Source organism: Candidatus Abawacabacteria bacterium (genome assembly GCA_016207805.1).
In the GTDB taxonomy this organism is placed as follows: Bacteria; Patescibacteriota; Gracilibacteria; order RBG-16-42-10; family RBG-16-42-10; genus JACQZO01.
In genome coordinates this window covers 30,329-46,935 of the sequence record JACQZO010000002.1, presented here as the reverse complement: position 1 = coordinate 46,935, position 16,607 = coordinate 30,329, and the positions used below count along the sequence as shown (strand labels likewise).

At 39.7% G+C, this 16,607-nt stretch carries 16 protein-coding genes; 12 read left to right on the top strand and 4 right to left on the bottom strand.

From position 1 onward, the window contains the following. The first annotated feature begins 3 nt into the window (after nucleotides 1-3). The 5 genes from trpS to HY817_00525 are packed head-to-tail and all read left to right on the top strand — an operon-like array spanning nucleotide 4 to nucleotide 4,665. Entirely contained in the window at nucleotides 4-972 is a 969-nt protein-coding gene (trpS, locus tag HY817_00545) for a tryptophan--tRNA ligase (protein MBI4835727.1), read from the top strand. Beyond that, the gene (locus tag HY817_00540; protein MBI4835726.1) at nucleotides 969-1,487 is read left to right on the top strand and encodes a hypothetical protein; all 519 of its coding nucleotides are present in this window, start codon (nucleotides 969-971) and stop codon (nucleotides 1,485-1,487) included. The genes trpS and HY817_00540 overlap by 4 nt, the downstream gene beginning before the upstream one ends. Before the next feature lie 9 nt (nucleotides 1,488-1,496). Further along, nucleotides 1,497-2,834 (top strand): O-antigen ligase family protein, encoded by a 1,338-nt coding sequence (locus tag HY817_00535; GenBank protein ID MBI4835725.1) that lies wholly within the window; start codon nucleotides 1,497-1,499, stop codon nucleotides 2,832-2,834. Next, complete coding sequence (locus HY817_00530; GenBank protein ID MBI4835724.1) at nucleotides 2,812-3,597, top strand: prolipoprotein diacylglyceryl transferase; 786 nt, start codon at nucleotides 2,812-2,814, stop codon at nucleotides 3,595-3,597. Before HY817_00535 ends, HY817_00530 begins: the two co-directional genes overlap by 23 nt. A 51-nt stretch (nucleotides 3,598-3,648) precedes the next feature. Beyond that, entirely contained in the window at nucleotides 3,649-4,665 is a 1,017-nt protein-coding gene (locus HY817_00525; protein ID MBI4835723.1) for a hypothetical protein, read from the top strand. Here HY817_00525 and rlmN read toward each other — a convergent pair. Continuing rightward, entirely contained in the window at nucleotides 4,655-5,689 is a 1,035-nt protein-coding gene (gene rlmN, locus HY817_00520; protein ID MBI4835722.1) for a 23S rRNA (adenine(2503)-C(2))-methyltransferase RlmN, read from the bottom strand. The two genes, HY817_00525 and rlmN, sit on opposite strands and share 11 nt — an antisense overlap. A 111-nt stretch (nucleotides 5,690-5,800) precedes the next feature. Here rlmN and HY817_00515 point away from each other — a divergent pair, with 111 nt between their 5' ends. Together HY817_00515 and HY817_00510 are read left to right on the top strand one after the other, a co-directional pair. Next, nucleotides 5,801-7,774, top strand: coding sequence for a hypothetical protein (locus HY817_00515; GenBank protein ID MBI4835721.1), 1,974 nt, complete (start codon nucleotides 5,801-5,803; stop codon nucleotides 7,772-7,774). A 61-nt stretch (nucleotides 7,775-7,835) separates the two neighbouring features. Then, nucleotides 7,836-8,420, top strand: a complete 585-nt coding sequence (locus HY817_00510; protein MBI4835720.1) for an LOG family protein — start codon at nucleotides 7,836-7,838, stop codon at nucleotides 8,418-8,420. Here the strand turns inward: HY817_00510 and ruvC are convergent. Continuing rightward, entirely contained in the window at nucleotides 8,380-8,889 is a 510-nt protein-coding gene (ruvC, locus tag HY817_00505; protein MBI4835719.1) for a crossover junction endodeoxyribonuclease RuvC, read from the bottom strand. The two genes, HY817_00510 and ruvC, sit on opposite strands and share 41 nt — an antisense overlap. A gap of 45 nt (nucleotides 8,890-8,934) precedes the next feature. Between ruvC and HY817_00500 the strand changes: the two genes are divergently transcribed. Continuing rightward, nucleotides 8,935-9,240 (top strand): YbaB/EbfC family nucleoid-associated protein, encoded by a 306-nt coding sequence (locus HY817_00500; GenBank protein MBI4835718.1) that lies wholly within the window; start codon nucleotides 8,935-8,937, stop codon nucleotides 9,238-9,240. Here the strand turns inward: HY817_00500 and HY817_00495 are convergent. After that, entirely contained in the window at nucleotides 9,237-10,415 is a 1,179-nt protein-coding gene (locus HY817_00495; GenBank protein MBI4835717.1) for a hypothetical protein, read from the bottom strand. The genes HY817_00500 and HY817_00495 overlap by 4 nt on opposite strands. Before the next feature lie 46 nt (nucleotides 10,416-10,461). Between HY817_00495 and recR the strand changes: the two genes are divergently transcribed. Genes recR through HY817_00475 form a run of 4 tightly spaced genes read left to right on the top strand, consistent with a single transcriptional unit; the run spans nucleotide 10,462 to nucleotide 14,828 of the window. Then, complete coding sequence (gene recR / locus HY817_00490) at nucleotides 10,462-11,082, top strand: recombination protein RecR (GenBank protein ID MBI4835716.1); 621 nt, start codon at nucleotides 10,462-10,464, stop codon at nucleotides 11,080-11,082. 2 nt (nucleotides 11,083-11,084) lie between these two features. After that, nucleotides 11,085-12,143 carry a D-alanine--D-alanine ligase gene (locus HY817_00485; protein MBI4835715.1) on the top strand — a complete coding sequence of 353 codons (1,059 nt, stop codon included), beginning with the start codon at nucleotides 11,085-11,087 and terminating at the stop codon, nucleotides 12,141-12,143. 4 nt (nucleotides 12,144-12,147) lie between these two features. Beyond that, nucleotides 12,148-13,284, top strand: coding sequence for an alanine racemase (alr, locus tag HY817_00480; GenBank protein MBI4835714.1), 1,137 nt, complete (start codon nucleotides 12,148-12,150; stop codon nucleotides 13,282-13,284). Nucleotides 13,285-13,331: 47 nt separating this feature from the next. Then, a complete protein-coding gene (locus HY817_00475; GenBank protein ID MBI4835713.1) occupies nucleotides 13,332-14,828 on the top strand; it encodes a YifB family Mg chelatase-like AAA ATPase in 1,497 nt (498 codons plus the stop codon). On the opposite strand, the gene HY817_00470 is transcribed toward HY817_00475, so the two are convergent. Beyond that, the gene (locus HY817_00470) at nucleotides 14,825-16,576 is read right to left on the bottom strand and encodes a hypothetical protein (GenBank protein ID MBI4835712.1); all 1,752 of its coding nucleotides are present in this window, start codon (nucleotides 16,574-16,576) and stop codon (nucleotides 14,825-14,827) included. The two genes, HY817_00475 and HY817_00470, sit on opposite strands and share 4 nt — an antisense overlap. Nucleotides 16,577-16,607 lie beyond the last annotated feature (31 nt).

The following is a 16,607-nucleotide window of genomic DNA, read 5'->3' as shown; positions in this document are numbered from 1 at the left end:
TTTATGCAGATATTCTTTTCGGGAACGAAACCAACAGGTGAACACACTCACTTGGGCAATTATTTTGGCGCAATCAAGCAATTTGTTGATTTACAGAATGGTGAAAATAGAACAAATATCTATTTCATTGCTAATTATCATGCCCTTACCACCGAAAGGGATGGGACAAAACTAGTCACTAATACTTGGAATATTCTAAGAGAATATATTGCCTATGGCATTGACCCAAAGAAATCTATCATTTTCATTCAATCGGATGTTCCAGAGCATACAGAACTCGCTTGGATATTCAATTGTCTTACTCCTTTCGGCTTATTAGAAAGAGCCCATGCTTACAAAGATGCGCTCAGCAAAGGAAAAGAAGCCAGTGCCGGCTTATTTGCTTACCCCGTACTAATGGCAGCTGATATCTTAATCTATCAGAGTACGCATGTGCCTGTCGGAAAAGACCAAAAACAACATGTAGAGATCGCCCGAGATATTGCGGAGAAGTTTAACCACTATTATGGTGAAACATTTGTTTTGCCTCAAGCAGTAATCATGGAAGAAACAGCTACAGTTACTGGCATTGATGGTGAAAAGATGAGCAAATCATACCATAATACCATTAGCCCATTTGAGGATGAAAAAAGCTTGGTAAAAAAGATCATGAGCCTCAAAACAGACTCCAAGGGCATAGATGAACCCAAAGATTTGGCAGGCAATATTATTTATCAGTATTTGGAGCTAGTGGGAGACGAACATTTATGTAAGCAGGTCAAAGAAAGATTCCTTAAAGGTGGTATGGGCTATGGCGAAGCCAAAAAGTTATTGGCCCAAGCAATGCTAGATTATTTTGCCCCTATGAGAAAAAAGTATCACATGATTACTCAAACTGATTTGGAAAATATTGTAAAAGAAGGTGCTATCCAAGCTAAAGTGATAGCTAGAAGAACTATCGATACTGTACGCAATAAAGTAGGCATTGTATGAAACAAAAAAGAATTGGTGAAATCATTTTAATTGAGAATGAGAGTATCACTGTCGAATGCTATATGCCCACAGCTGTCCGGATAGGGAGCTTAATCAGCACCGAAAGTAATTCTCATTATGGCATCGTGACTAGTGTTGCATCTGTCTGCATCGAAGAAGGCAAGGCTAGTCAGGCATTTGGTGATGCAGACAGTAATGACCACTCTTTACAACAAAACTTTCCTCACTTAGAGAATAACCTGCGTTTAATTGCCAAAATGTATTTTTGGGAGAAAGAAAATGCCATGCTACAAATTAACCAAGGCATTCATGAAGAAAGTTTGTCTCCTACTATTGGCGAAGACAAATTATATTGGCAAACTCTTGGTAAATTGTCCCAATTTGTCATTGAAAAACATATTAACTGGTTACAATTACAAGATCCTTTATTCAGTGTTGAACAGTTTATTGAAAAGCTAAGTAAAAAGTCTAGACCATTAGCTTGGCACTTATATTTGCAGTGTATTGAACATTAATTCCTTCCCATGCTCTTCGATCACTTATTACTATTAGCACTAGTGGCAGCGGCAGGGGTAGGAATTGCACTATGGTTGCTTTTTTTACGCTATCCGAAGTTTGGCTATATTTGTTTATTTTTAAGTATAGTTGCTGGCCAATTGGCCCGTATTTCTCTAGGAACAGATGAGCGGGGTGGCGCTGCGATCATTGTCACTGACATAGTCGTGCTCTTCATTGGCTCAGCCTGGATCATGCACAAATTGATCTATGAAAGACAATTGACAAAAACTCCTTTTAGCATGCCAATTTTAGTCTTTTGTGTAGTCGCTTTGCTTTCCTATTTGGTGGGATTAGTGAATCTGCTCAATATTGATAGTCTCAATTTAAAATCCGCCATTGTCAGCTTTTCATATTGGTTCCGCTTTGCCGCCTATGCATTGCTTTATTTTATTACTGCTGAATTTGTGCAGAAAAGTAAAAGCAGGCTAAATTTCTTACTAAAGCTAATACTGTGGACCAGTATTTTAGTTAGCATTGGTGGCTTCATTCAGCTAGTGATTATGCCAGATTTCACAGCCTATGCCATTCAGTACGGCTGGGATCCTCATCAAGATCGCTTATTAGGCACTTTTTTTGACCCTAATTTTATTGGCACTTACTTTGCCATGATTATGGCCTTAGCTATTAGTATATATCCCACGAGTAGTAAACATATTAAAGCTCTCATCGTTTTTAGTGTCTTATTTTGTAGTGTGGCTTTATTGCTCACCTTTTCTCGAACGGGTTACATCGCCTTTATTGCTGCATTTTTGTTAATCGGCATATTGCGATCACCCAAAATGCTTTTAATTGGTGCTATTTGTATTACATTAGGAGTAGTCGCTTCCCCTAGAGCCGTACAACGTATTACAGATGGGCTTTCGGTGGATGAGACAGGACTAAAAAGAGTTTATTCATGGGATAAAGGAACGAGAATCTTAAATAATTTTCCCATATTAGGAGTTGGCTATAATAATTTAGCGACCGTTCAAGACTTCTACGCTTTAGTAGATGAATTTGATGTTAATAATCGGGGCGGCTTAGAAAATACTTTACTAACTATTTTTGTCACTACTGGCATTACTGGTGGTCTTGCCTATATATGGCTATGGTGGGTTTTTCTATCAGCAAGCTTTAAAGCTTGGTATCGAAAAAAGTTATTTAATTCAGCTGACCGAGATCTGGGCCTCGGTATTGCTAGCGCTTTTATTGCATTACTAGTGAGCTCAATGTTTATGAATAGCCTTCTCTACCCTTTCCTTTTGGTCCATATTTGGATTCTTGCTGCTTTAATACCATCTTATGATAGAGCTCTTACTTATTGATTTTCCACCGATTAGTCCTATTGCTTTTCAGTGGGGCACAATTGCCATCCACTGGTATGGAATTATGTACTTGTTAAGTTTCATTTTGATATATATTGCTTTAAGCAAGTCGAAACTAAAATTAACACAGGCGGAAATTACTGATTATATTTTCTATGCTGCCTTAGGAGTCGTTATCGGCGGCCGCCTGGGATATGTGCTTTTTTATAATTTAGGCTATTACTATCATAATCCACTTGAGGTGATTGCTTTGTGGCAAGGGGGAATGTCTTTTCATGGAGGATTTATCGGTGTGGTGGCAGCAACTTATTTATTTTGTCGTAATTACAAAATTACCTTCAGTGGTTTGGCTGATTATGTGGTGATGTTTGTACCATTTACCCTAGCTTTAGGTAGGATTGGAAACTTTATCAATGCCGAATTGTATGGCAGACTAAGTACCTTACCATGGGCAATACAATTCCCAACAGCAAGTGGCTATCGTCATCCAGCTCAATTATATGAAGCCCTTCTCCATATTATTGTCGGAATATTACTACTTAGGATTCACCGTTTTACTGCAAAACCTTGGTTGCGAACAGCTCTATTCTTACTCTTCTATAGTATTATTCGAATAGTAGTAGAATGTTTCCGTGAGCCAGATCGACAAATTGGCTTGATCGGTGGAATTATCACTATGGGACAAATACTCACTTTTCCGATCTTGGTATTCGCCATCGTATGGATACTACAGCTTTCACGGAAGACAGATGGACGAGGATGAAAGAGTAGATTATCTTGTTCAGGCAATAATTATTTTATTTAGTACAATTTTATGAAGAAAGCTCCTTTGCTTGTTATATGTCTCTTCACCTTAATACTCACTGCCTGTGGCGGTAGCGTTACTGCTAATTATGAACTTACCTACCGCCCCATTCCTAAACCGGGCATGACAAATAACGATATCGAGACCATAAAAACTCATCTCGAGTCACGTTTGAAACTTTTAGCGATAGATGGTAGTGAAGTAAAAGTTAACAATAATGATCTTGTCGTCGCGCTAGACACTGATAATTTTGATATTAGCAAGGCGATAAGCTTAGCAACTTCTTATGATCTTACCCTACAAGAACCCAGACAGACATTGACTGCTGCTGAGAAGGAAGAGGTTGCTAATTACAATCAAGGTCAAAAGAATATTATTAATGAAGCTTATAAAAAAGTAACTGAAAAGAAATTGAGTATGGACGAAGTGGTAATGAGCTTTAGTGAAAAAGTGAATCACTTAGAAAAAGGGATGCGTGGACCCTGGCTACAAGCTAGGGTAAAAGAAAATGCCTACTGGAGTGCTTTACAGAAAACTGGCATAGGTGAAATGACTCCTATCGTTGAACTCGATACTACTATTTGGTTCGCTAAAGTATTAGAGAAAATCGGCAATGGTGAGACTGAGCAGATTCGTTATCAAGAAGTATTGCGTTATCTCAAACGCCCTGAACCTAGACTAAACTTCGCCCCCATTACTTCATTAGCAAAATTTATCACTAAAGCCGAAGTGATAAAGAAAGATCCTAATTCAGACCGAAATAAGAACTATGCTGTCAAGATCACACTTGATGAAAAGGGTAAAGCAGAACTAGCAAGAATTAGTGAGCAATATCGAAATAAGGAATTAAAGATCTTTGTCGATGACTTTCCTCATGCTTCAATCACTTTTACTACCAGAGTAGATGATGGTACCTTTCTCATCTTCGATGATTTCAATCAAGAGGAGGCAACAAAGATAGCAAGTCAGTTAAGTATGCCCTTTATGCCAGCATCTTTGAGTTTGATCTCATTTATCAAACACTAATCTGTTCCTGAGAGCGATTGGCTAGTTGCCCGCAAGCAGCATCGATATCAGAGCCAATTGTGACACGAATGGTTACTGGCACACCATAATCTTCCAGAATATGGGCAAACTTAAATATTGCACTACGAGTTGATGGTTTAAATGTAGGATGTGTAGTTTGATTCCAAGGAATTAGATTAACATGACATAATTGATTTTTGATCTTTTTCCCCAATATATGAGCCAATTCTTCGGTATCATTGAGACCATCAATCAATAGATACTCATAGGTAACACGACGATGTGTTTGCTCAATATGATGATCCACTGCAGCAAATAATTCTTTTAAATCATACTTTTTCGCAATCGGCATAATTTGGGCTCGAATTGTTTGATCTGGTGCATGCAAACTAATGGCTAAGTTGACTTGTGGTAAATCCTTAGCTAGATCATAAATACATGGTGCAATACCTGAAGTGGATATGGTGATGTGCCGCATACCCAAACCAATTAGATCGGGGTTATTGATCATTTTAACTGCTTCAATTACTGCATCGTAATTTAATAAAGGTTCCCCCATCCCCATAAATACTAAATTTGAAATACGTTTACCTTCTTTTGTTAATTCGCTTTGTAAAGACCAAACCTGCTCCAAAATTTCCAAACTAGAAAGATTTCGTTTGAAACCAAAGTCACCAGTAGCACAAAATGAACACTTCAAAGCACAGCCAACTTGGCTTGATATACAGGCTGAATACCTACCATCTTCGAACTCCATAAGTACTGCCTCTACCATTTGACCATCAGCACAAGCAAACAATATTTTAGTACAATTATTATCTTTTGAACGAGATACTAACTTTCTGACCATAGTAGTCAGAGAAAAAGTATTTTCTAAGTCAGTACGTAAGGCTTTTGGTAAAGTAAGAATTTCAGCAAATGATTGCTTCCCTTCTTTAAAAATTGCCTGCATTATCTGTTGATAACGATAAGCAGGCTGTCCTTTTGTGATAAGCCATTCCTTTAATTGATCAGGAACAAACATAAAATCCAGTTACTCTAATGTTATACCACAAAATCGTGGGCTTTGTTCTGGTAATTCTTTTAACCCCCACGGTTTTTTGCTACCATCGCGATGTATTTGCTTTACTTTTCCATGTTTTCGCTTAAGCAAAGTTCTCTTACCCTGGGCAAACGAGACCCACAACACCTTATTGTCACTAGTTCATATGTGCCAGACGATAGTATGGAGGCTCAATATGGATCCGTCTTTTTTACCTTTGTTCTAAAAGATCATCGAGAACTGGCTGCTGAGCTTAAAAATATTATTATTGAGTGCTTTAAGCAGCATTTTTATCAAGATTTAGACAGAAATCCTGAACAAAGCTTTGAAGAAACCTTACAAGTAGTCAATGATTCTGTCCTTCAGTTAACTGAGGCTGAAGGTATCGTATGGCAAGAGAGTCTCAGTATTGCCTTGGGTGTATTTTCACAAAGCGATTTACACTTATCGGTGGGAGGTATGGGTAGTGTTTATTTAGTCCGAGGGCAACACATTACATTGATCAGTGAAGGTTTGGTCGCTGAATCCAATGAAAATAAAATTTTCCATTCACTCGCCAGTGGTAATCTTTTGGCCAATGATCATATTTTGTTGAGCACAGAAAAATTAGATGAGATCGTAGATATGGGCGCTTTGAAAAACAAGATTAAAGGGAAAGGGGACGATGAGGTAGAGATTCCATCTCTGCAACATGCGCATGTACAAGTGATTGAATGTCGGGCAACAACAACTGCTCCAACAATGGTTGAGGAGCCTGCTAGTAAAGAAAAACCTGTTGTTGGTCATGCTCATGCCACTTCAACTACGAATGTTGGCAATCTATCTTCGGCAAGCAGATTGGTAAATACTCTTGATATTCTAAAAGAAAATTTGCAAAAAAGTTTAGAGCGTATTTTTAATCGTGATCGGCCTTTAGTTAGAAAAGGCTTACCATTAAATAAAATTATTGCTGGAGCGCTAGTTGTCATTGTCGTCATTGGCGGTATTTATTGGTTCAGTGCTGTTCAGCAAAGTAATGCAGCAAAAAAAGACTTACAGAATCTGCTGACTCAAGTAAGTAGAGATCGTGAAGAAGCTAAAACGCGACTTAATATCGATAGAGAAAGTGCTAAAAATTTATTGGTAGCTGATCAAAAAAAGCTTAATGATGCTCTAGCCACTACTAGTGAAGGAATTTTGGTTGCCCAAATACGAGGCGAGCTGGGAGAAATAAAACAGTTATTGGAAACAGCTGACCGTGTGTATCGGGTAGATAATCCCAAGGTAGCTTATGATCTTAGCAAAGAGCGGAGTAATTTTGAGGGCAAGGGTTTGGTGAGATTGAACAATGATTTATATGCATTTGACAGTGATGCTATCTACCGATTAGCGATGGACAAACCAACTCGAAGAACAGTAATTGTCAATGGCAATACCGTTAATGAGTTACAATTAGCTACTGCTATTAGCAAAGAAAATAGTATTGAGCTTTATACCAAAGATCATCAATTGGTTGAATTCAAAAATGACACCTTCAGTTTAATAAAAGCCCCTGGAACAGAAGAAACCAGCTGGAAAAATGCCGTAGATATTACTGAATATAGTGACCGTAAATTCATGTACTTCCTGGACCCAGCAGGAAATACAGTGTGGAGATATGGTCGTGATAGTGCAGGATTCCAAGCTCCCGTGAGTAAGAATGTTGCTCAATTACCTATGGAGAAAGCGGTGTCTATTGCAGTTGATGGCGCTGTATATATTCTTTCCAGTGATGGCAAAATTTACAAAACATATGCTGATGAGAAAAAAGACTTTATCATTGATGGCCTGACTGATCCATTCAATGAACCAACGAAGATACTAGCTGATAAAAATCCGGATAGCGGCGTACTATATGTCTTGGACGCTAAGAATCAACGCATAGTAGTACTTAGTAAAAGCGGCAAATATCAGGAGCAGTATGTATTCGCTGATACTTCTGATTTGTTAGATATAGAGTTGCTACCAGGCCTTACCAAAGATCAGTTAATGGTGATGACCGCATCGGGTAAAGTCTTCCAAATAGAGCTTAAATCACTTAGTAATTAGTTCTCGCTTAAGATGAATATTTTGTGTTACAATGATATGAACACAAAAACTCATCTATTGTATGGCGGAAAATCAGGTTTTACCGATAAGAATTGGTATAATGGGCTCAGCCAAAGGCCATATCACCAAAACAGCTGAAAGAAAAGCCTATCATTTAGGTGAGCTCATTGCTGAGCAAGGCCACTATCTAGTTACTGGTGCAACGAATGGTTTGCCATTGGAAGCAGCAAAAGGTGCTGCTAGCAAAAATGGCAAGGTATTTGGTATATCACCAGCAAAAAATGCCACTGATCATGTTTATCATTGGCATTTGCCATTAGAGCCACACACTTTTATTACTTATACCGGCATGGGATTTGATTTCCGTGATCATTTTAATATTTTCAATAGTGAGATCGTGATTTTTGTTGGTGGCGGTATTGGAACCCTCAATGAATTTACTCTTGCTTATCATGAGAACAAGATAATCGGCATTCTGGAAGAAAGTAATGGAGTGAGCCGCATGATTCATCAAGTAATTGACTCATTGGCTTATAGAACCAATGCCCGTATCTTTTTTAGCGCTAGTCCGGAAGAGCTATTGGAATTGACTATTAAGAGCCGTATCACTGAAGGCCTGGATGAATCCACTTTTTATTACGAGTAGCCAGATAGCCACAAATAGCAAGAGCAAGGCCATCAGCAGCATCATCCGGCTTAGGTATCGTATCGAGTTGCAAGATAGACTTTATCATTTGCCCCACTTGTAACTTTGACGCATGGCCATGGCCAGTAATCAATGCTTTCATTTCTAGTGGAGTGAACTCTAATAATGGGACACCGGCTTTTACTATTTCATATATAATTACTCCTCGCGCTTGGGCAACAGAAATACCATTAGTAATATTCTTAAAAAAGAATAATTCCTCTACAGCACAAATATCAGGTTTTTGTTCAGCAATAAGTTGTGCAATATCGGTACCGATTTCATGTAGTCGATGCTCCATATTCATACTTTTCTGAGTTTCGATTACCCCACATTCAAGAAACTGTGGTTTATGAGCCTCAACTTTTATAATACCATAGCCAACGGTAGCAGTGCCTGGATCAATTCCTAAAACTTTTATCATTGCCATAAGCTTTTCAAGCAGATAATATCAATTTGCTTTAATACTATCTACATGTTTGAAAAGCTTCAGAATTTATACAAGTTACAGAAACAAGCAAAAACGATGCAAAATGAGCTCCAAAAAATGACTTTCACTGCCCAGACTAGTGACAATATGATTATGGTCGTTGTAAACGGTGCGATGGAAATTGTAGAGCTAACCATTCAGGAAGGTGCATTTACCCATTACTCTGAAAAAAGTCTAAGCAAAGCAGTCAAAGAAACCATAGACAAAGCAATGACCAAAGCAAAAAAGGCTAGCTCTGAAAATATGAAGAAAATGATGGGTGAAATGGGAGGACTACCAGGACTTACTTAAACAGAGGAAATAAGAGTGCGAAGTTCTTGATAAGAGAAATTGCACTGCTGAGTATCACTATATTCTTGGGCTGCCATTAAATATGTTGGGCCCAAGTTATTATGAGTCAGCCCCAAAGCATGACCAATTTCATGGGCCAAGGTTTCTCCCGGTCGTAATGTTTGGTCAGTAATAAATATCACGTTTCCTACACCAGGAAATCGATAATTCATACCTACTTTGCTTTCACGATCAAGAGTATAATCCCAGACAAAAAATACTGAGGCGGCAGCAGTAGGATTTACCATACTACTTTGTACTACTAAATTTTCTTCGAAAGAAATCGCATCGCTAGCAGCATCGACAGCAAAGCCCACACTATTAGGCAAGTAGACATCTTTCTGCTCACCAATGGTAATAGTAATACCTGCTTGGTTAAGAATCTTTTCTGTTTGTTGTAAATAAGCGATCATCTCTGTTTGTCTTAATCTCCAAGCAGAATAACCAGCCGGATCGTGGATATGATAAAAGTTAACCACCACGCTCTTACTAGCAATAAATTCTAATGACAGTTGATTGAGGATCACTTCTCCTAAAGAAGTATTTTGGATTAGTTTCAATATTGCTTTTCCGGACTTTTTATAGGAAATTTCCACAATGCCCGGCATTGAAGTATTGATATTGCCCAATGTAGCGTCAGAAAGGCTTACTTGAAAATTATCAGGATTAGTTTTTGTTGGTATACCAACCAGGCTGAACCGCATTGGCTGAACAGGGGAAACTGAGCCAAAGTTTTCTTGCTGGTTAAAACCATGGCAAGCCTCTGCCTGAAAAGTCACCTGATAAAAAGTAAATAGTATTGGCCGAGAAACAACTTTTTGGCCATCAGCCCTAGTTTCTTCTACTTGCATATACATACTGCCAGTTCGATGGGGAGTGATATATAAGATATTTCCTCTGACCGCATGGAACGCCGGTAATGCATTGACATCACCCAGAGGAGAAATAGCACTGATAAAGCTGTCTTGATAGCTCGTTACAGCATGCAATTTACTAGGAATATTAGAGACATTTAACGGTATACTGGTCTCCCCCACTAAATATGGCGTGCCAAAAACAAATGCATTTGCTACAGTAGGATTGCTGAGAGAAAGCATTATGGCTGCCAAAACTGTGTAGACGCGCAATGACAACATAAGTAATTACAAAAGACACATATTACAATAATCACCAATAATGTCAATGGACTTACAATTACCGCTCAAAATTACAACCGCCATCCAGGCTTTAGCCAAATTACCTGGTATTGGACCAAAGAGCGCTTCTCGATTGGTATATCACCTAATCAAGAAACCTTATAATGAAATTGAAAGCTTGGGACAAGCAATAATAGCTCTTACCAAGGATCTGCATTTCTGTGAACTTTGTTTTCAAATAGCTGATAGCAAAAGATGTGGCATTTGTGGAAATGAAAAGCGCAATCATAAACAGGTTATGGTTGTTGAAGAGCCGTTAGATGTATTAGCTTTTGAGCGCACCAAAGATTTTCAAGGGGTCTATCATGTTCTTCATGGCATACTAAAGCCGATGGAGGGCATTGGTCCGGAACAGTTAAAAATCGCCGAATTGGTACAAAGAATAAAGATTTTAGCCCATAACTCTCAGCCAATTGAAGTAATTCTGGCCATTAACCCTAGCCTTGAGGGGGAATCAACCTCAGCCTATATAGCACAATTATTACATCCTATTGAGCATATTAGTATCAGTCGCATCGGTGTCGGCATTCCAATAGGATCAAGTGTAGAGTATGCCGACGAAATTACCCTGACTCAGGCGCTCCAGGGCAGAAGAATTATTCAATAAATATGAAACCCATTATTGCGGTGATCTTTGGCGGTGTGTCAGTTGAACATAAGATTTCCTTGCTTTCGGCAATGAATGTAATTGAGCATATCAATCATGAGGTGTATGACATATTACAAATTGGTATCGCCCAAGATGGCAAAATGTATGTTGGTCCTGAAGTGCTTTTGAGCCTTCAGCACAACAAACCTTTGGAGCATTTGCCACAATGTATTATTAGCACCAATCAATGCTTGCCAGGAATACATATATTCAGCAAAGGAAAAGATACATTTCAACAAAAAGTGGATTTATTTTTTCCAGTTGTTCATGGGACCCAAGGAGAAGATGGCAGCTTACAAGGAATATTAGAATACACTGGCATCCCTTACATAGGTAGTCATGTATTAGGATCAGCCCTAGGTATGGATAAGATTATTATGAAAAAAGTCTTTGCCACCTACCGACTCCCACAAGTACCATTCTTGCCTTTTACCAAGAAGCAAATCAATACTGATATTATATCGGTAAAAGAAGAGATTTTAGCTAATTTGCGCTATCCCCTATTCATCAAGCCAGCAAATTTAGGTTCTAGTATTGGAGTGAAAAAGGTCAAGACTAATGGGAAACTGGAAGATGCTCTTGAAGAAGCTTGTCATTTTAGTGAACGAGTAATTGTAGAACAAGGTCTTACTAATATTAGAGAAATAGAGTGTGCTGTACTCGAAACTGAGGGGGAATTAGCAACAAGCATGGTAGGAGAAGTGATACCTTCAGGAGAATTCTATGATTATGATGCTAAATATAATGATGAGAATACCCAAATGATTATCCCAGCATTACTAGATAAAGTGACTACCAGTAATATTCAGAAAATGGCCAAGGACGTCTTCACAATGCTCGACTTACGGGGTGTCGCCCGGGTAGACTTTTTTGTTAATGATGAGCAAATTTTTATTAATGAAGTAAATACTTTACCCGGCCTTACTGCCGCAAGTATGTATCCCCGGCTTTTTGCCGCCCAAGGTATGAATATCGAAACGCTCTTACAAAAAATGATCGATAATGTATTAACCAGTTAATCCAGTGATTTCTATTATTCCTGCTACTAGAGTAGAAGTCTCACTTTCTGCGCTAAGGTATAACTTGTTACAATTTAGTAATATTTTAACCGAGCCCACTAAAATACTTTCAATAATTAAGGCTAACGCCTATGGCCACGGGTTAGAAATAGCCAAAGCATTAGAAGAGTTAGTGATTGGTTTTGGGGTGGTTACGGTAGAAGAGGGTGTCAGATTACGCCAATTAGGAATCAAAAAAAAACTCATTGTCTTAGGCTTGATTGAGAATGCTAAAGATTTTTTAGCCGCACAAGAGTTTAACCTCGAGGTAGCTTTAATGGATTTAGACAACTTACAATCATTGTCGACACAATTACCACCACTAGCTATTCACATTAAGCTAAATACGGGACTGAACCGTTTGGGAATATTACCTGAACAATTGCCAGCCTTTCTGCACACTTTAGGCAACAACCCGTTAATAAGGGTACAAGGAATATATTCACATTTAGCTGATGCAGAAAATCCGGCATCATTCCAAACAAAAGAACAATTAAAGAGCTTTCGGTTAGCTCTTGATACCAATCAACCCTTAGTTGAGAAACTAGAGAAACATATTGCCAACTCAGCCTCGACACTCCTTTTCCCTCAAAGTCATTACGATTATGTCCGTGTTGGTATCAGTACCTATGGCATCTGGCCTTCCCAAGAGACATTAGATGCCTGGGAGTATACGGATAAAAAGTCTCACGACTTTCAACTCAAACCTGCCCTTAGTTATCGGACAAGCATTGTTGCCATACAGGAAATCTCTGCTGGAAGCCTGATTGGTTATGCTGGCACCTACAGGACAAGACGGAAAAGTCGTATTGCCACAGTACCAATTGGCTATTACGAAGGTGTCATGAGAACCTTAAGCAATAAAGGGATTATGCTTGTGAATGGCAAGCGAGCGCCAATCATAGGTAATGTGTGTATGAATATGACCATGCTAGATGTGAGTGATATTCCCATGGCCAGAAAACATTCTGTTGTTACTTTTATTGGCAGTGATGGAGCGGAAACAATTAGCGCTACTGAACAATCAGTTTTCGCGGACACTATTCCTTACCTATTATTAAGTAATATTCCCCCACATATCCCCCGAATTTATCAAGAATAAGTTTTCATAATTTCTCCGGTAGCATAGAGATTGTCATTACTTTCTTTATGGCCATTATCGTTGCTTCAGGCTGTGTGGTAGGAGTAGAGGGAAAAATTATTTTGGTAGAAGTAGAGATATTTAATTTGCTCAATAAGTTTATTATTGTCGGTTTAGCCGACACAGCGATCCAAGAAGCACGTGAACGCGTACAATTTGCCATTACTAATAGTGGCTTTTATTTCACCAAAAGGGGCATCATGGTAAATCTTGCTCCTGCCCAAATGAGAAAAGATGGTACTCAATTAGATCTAGCGATTGCTGTTGGAGTATTAAGAGCAACCAAGCAAATCTGCATAGAGGATCCTACTCATACTATTTTTTTGGGTGAGTTGGGATTGGAAGGTACAGTACGCGCTATACCAGGGGTCTTGGCAATATTAATCCATGCCATTTCTTCCGGCTATAAGTACGCTTACATTCCTGAGAAGAACAGTCAGGAAGCAAGCCTCATTGCCGACAAAGTAGCTGTTTTTTCAGTGGCAATATTAGGTGAGCTACAATCTGCTCAAAGGGTGAATAAATTGAATCTAATCGAACTTTCACAGCTTGCCCCATGTGACATCAACTTTGCTGATATTATTGGTAATTCTCATGCCAAAAGAGCACTCACTATCGCAGCCAGTGGCGGGCATAATGTATTGCTAATTGGGCCACCAGGTACAGGAAAAAGCATTTTAGCAAAGGCTTTCGCTGGAATATTACCCACTCTAACTGAGCAGGAATTATTGACTATCATCACTATTCAATCTATTAGCGGTAAACTGATAGAGAATACAAATGATCTAAAGTTACTCAGACCATTCTGCGCTCCTCACCATAGCGCCTCAGCCAATGCTATCCTTGGTGGTGGCGCTATTCCAAAACCAGGAATCATCACATTGTCGCACCTGGGAGTACTTTTTTTAGATGAGTTTCCAGAATTTCATCGTGATGTCCTAGAAAGCCTACGAGAACCCCTAGAAGAGAATGTGATTACTATTGCACGGACTCAAGGCAGTGTCACCTTTCCAGCATCATTTCAACTCATCGCTGCCATGAATCCCTGTCCATGCGGCTATAGTGGAGATAAAGAGAAACAATGTTCATGTAGTCCCTATCAAAAAGCACGGTACCTCAAAAAAGTATCCGGCCCCATCTTAGATAGAATAGACTTGTTTAGCTATGTACCCAGAATTAAACATGCTGAATTCCACAATTACCATGCAGCACTCAGCTCCACCCTCATGCAACAAAAAGTGCAAAATGCTTATCAACTGCAAATAACGCGCCAAGGAAAAAGTAATAGCAAACAGAAATATACTTTGGCGACAGCCCTACAAGGACTCGATTTGTCATCCGAAGTAAAAAATCTAGCAACTAGTAGAGATGATATATCACCTCGTAGTTTAGTGCGAATTCTGCGAGTAAGCAGAACTGTGGCAGATTTGGCAGAAAGCAAAAACGTTGAGCTAGAACATTTCCAAGAAGCGATAAACTTTCGCTGTCCAGAATCGCTGCTCTAGAAGGTGATAGTTACTTGCGCTCCACGGACATTACCTAATACTGGTGTCACGTTGAAAGACACAGGAGCAACACTCGTTCTTCGTCGAGCTGCCGGAAGAACAGGAGTCCCTCGTGGCGTATCGATAGGAGTATTCTCAACTCTAGTGGTAGTGGTTCTATTCCAAAAAAGGACTGTACCAACACCACCTATCGCAGCAATACCAACACCAGCCCAACCTAGCCCAGTGAGAAGATTAGCACGACCATTCAATGACTCTAAGTGTGTTATTGCCGATTCAGAACAGCCATTCCTTTCACATTCAGTCACTCTATCATTGGCTTCTCCACTAGTTACCGCCCAACCGATTCCCCCAGCTAAGGCGGCTCCAACACCAACCCCGGCAACAATCATAGCTGGCAATCTCAATGGATGAGCTTCAGTGACGGTAACTACTCTTGGATTAGCTCCACGTGGATGTGGAGTAGAGTTGATCGCTAATGGATTAGGTGAACCTACACCTTGATTAATGTTAGTTTCTGGTGAACTCCAAGCTGTTTGATTACGACGAACATCAAGCAAGCGGTCTCGCAATGCGTTGAGCAATGCCACTCTATTATGATTTTTATTTATAGCACCTTCATACTCTGCTCTTTGAGCTGATGTGGGATTTGCTGCTAAAGGTGGAACAACAGCAGCCAGATCACTACCCATCACTCTACTCAAGGTCAAGGCTGCTTGGCTAACTAGATATACCAAACGATCAAATCTTGCTTGATTTATTTCACAAAAGCCCGAATTCGGATTAGATCGAGTCGAACATGCGGATGCCAAGCCTATGGGAGCTTGACGTTGTTCTGTGTGTGGTGTGGGAGTGCTCACTTGAACTGAGTATGGGATTGCTGGCGCCGTAGATATCATTACAGGTTCCCCTACAGCCAGCCTGCCAGTAATAGATGCTAATACATTATTAACAAAAGCCCGTTGAGGTTGGGTGATATCACGCGATGCCTCAACCCTTTCGGACAAATCAAACATAGTTAAAACAGCTATAGCGAGATTGTAAGGCATCTGGGGAACCTGAGTCACCTCATAGGAATGTAGGAAACCTTCTGCTGCAGCAAAGAACTCTCTTCTGCTATGTTGTTCAATCGCAACTGTAAAAGAATTGCTAGCTTCTCGCCAAATCTGTCTCGCACTTCGGATACGTTGTTGATCAGCACTATTAGGCAAGCGTGCAAGTTGCGCATCACTGATTTCCGCTAACCAACCGTTACTTAGTCTAGGACCAAACTCTGAGCGTAGTATAGCGGTTAAATGAGCGGGAACAAGACATCTAATTTGGTGTTCATCCATTTGGCGTATTTGCTCATACGTCATACCCCGAATACCAGCCCCCCAGCGTTCTCTCATTTGAGAATCACTGACAGAACCGATAACACCTGGTGTGACACAGAGTAAATTCGGCTGTGACAAGGCAGCCCTGGCCTCAGTTGAGGCATTATCCCACTGACTCTGTGAGACACAACGAACCTGACGAGGTGTAAGAGAAGAAATCCTTGCCACGTTTAATGAGCCATTCACCACATCTGCACTAGTACAAGGTCGGTTTATATCATCCTCTACTACTATTGGCTGTTCAGCAGCAGAGGGAGGAGTTTGGGCGGCAACTGGACTAGCATAAAAAACCGCGCCAGCGAGTGCGGCCCGCACTGTTCTTGGTAGATTTTGCCTTACGATAGAGATTTTCTCGCGGTCAATTGAACTCATAAAAGTTGAAATTTGAATAGTTATTTAAGCA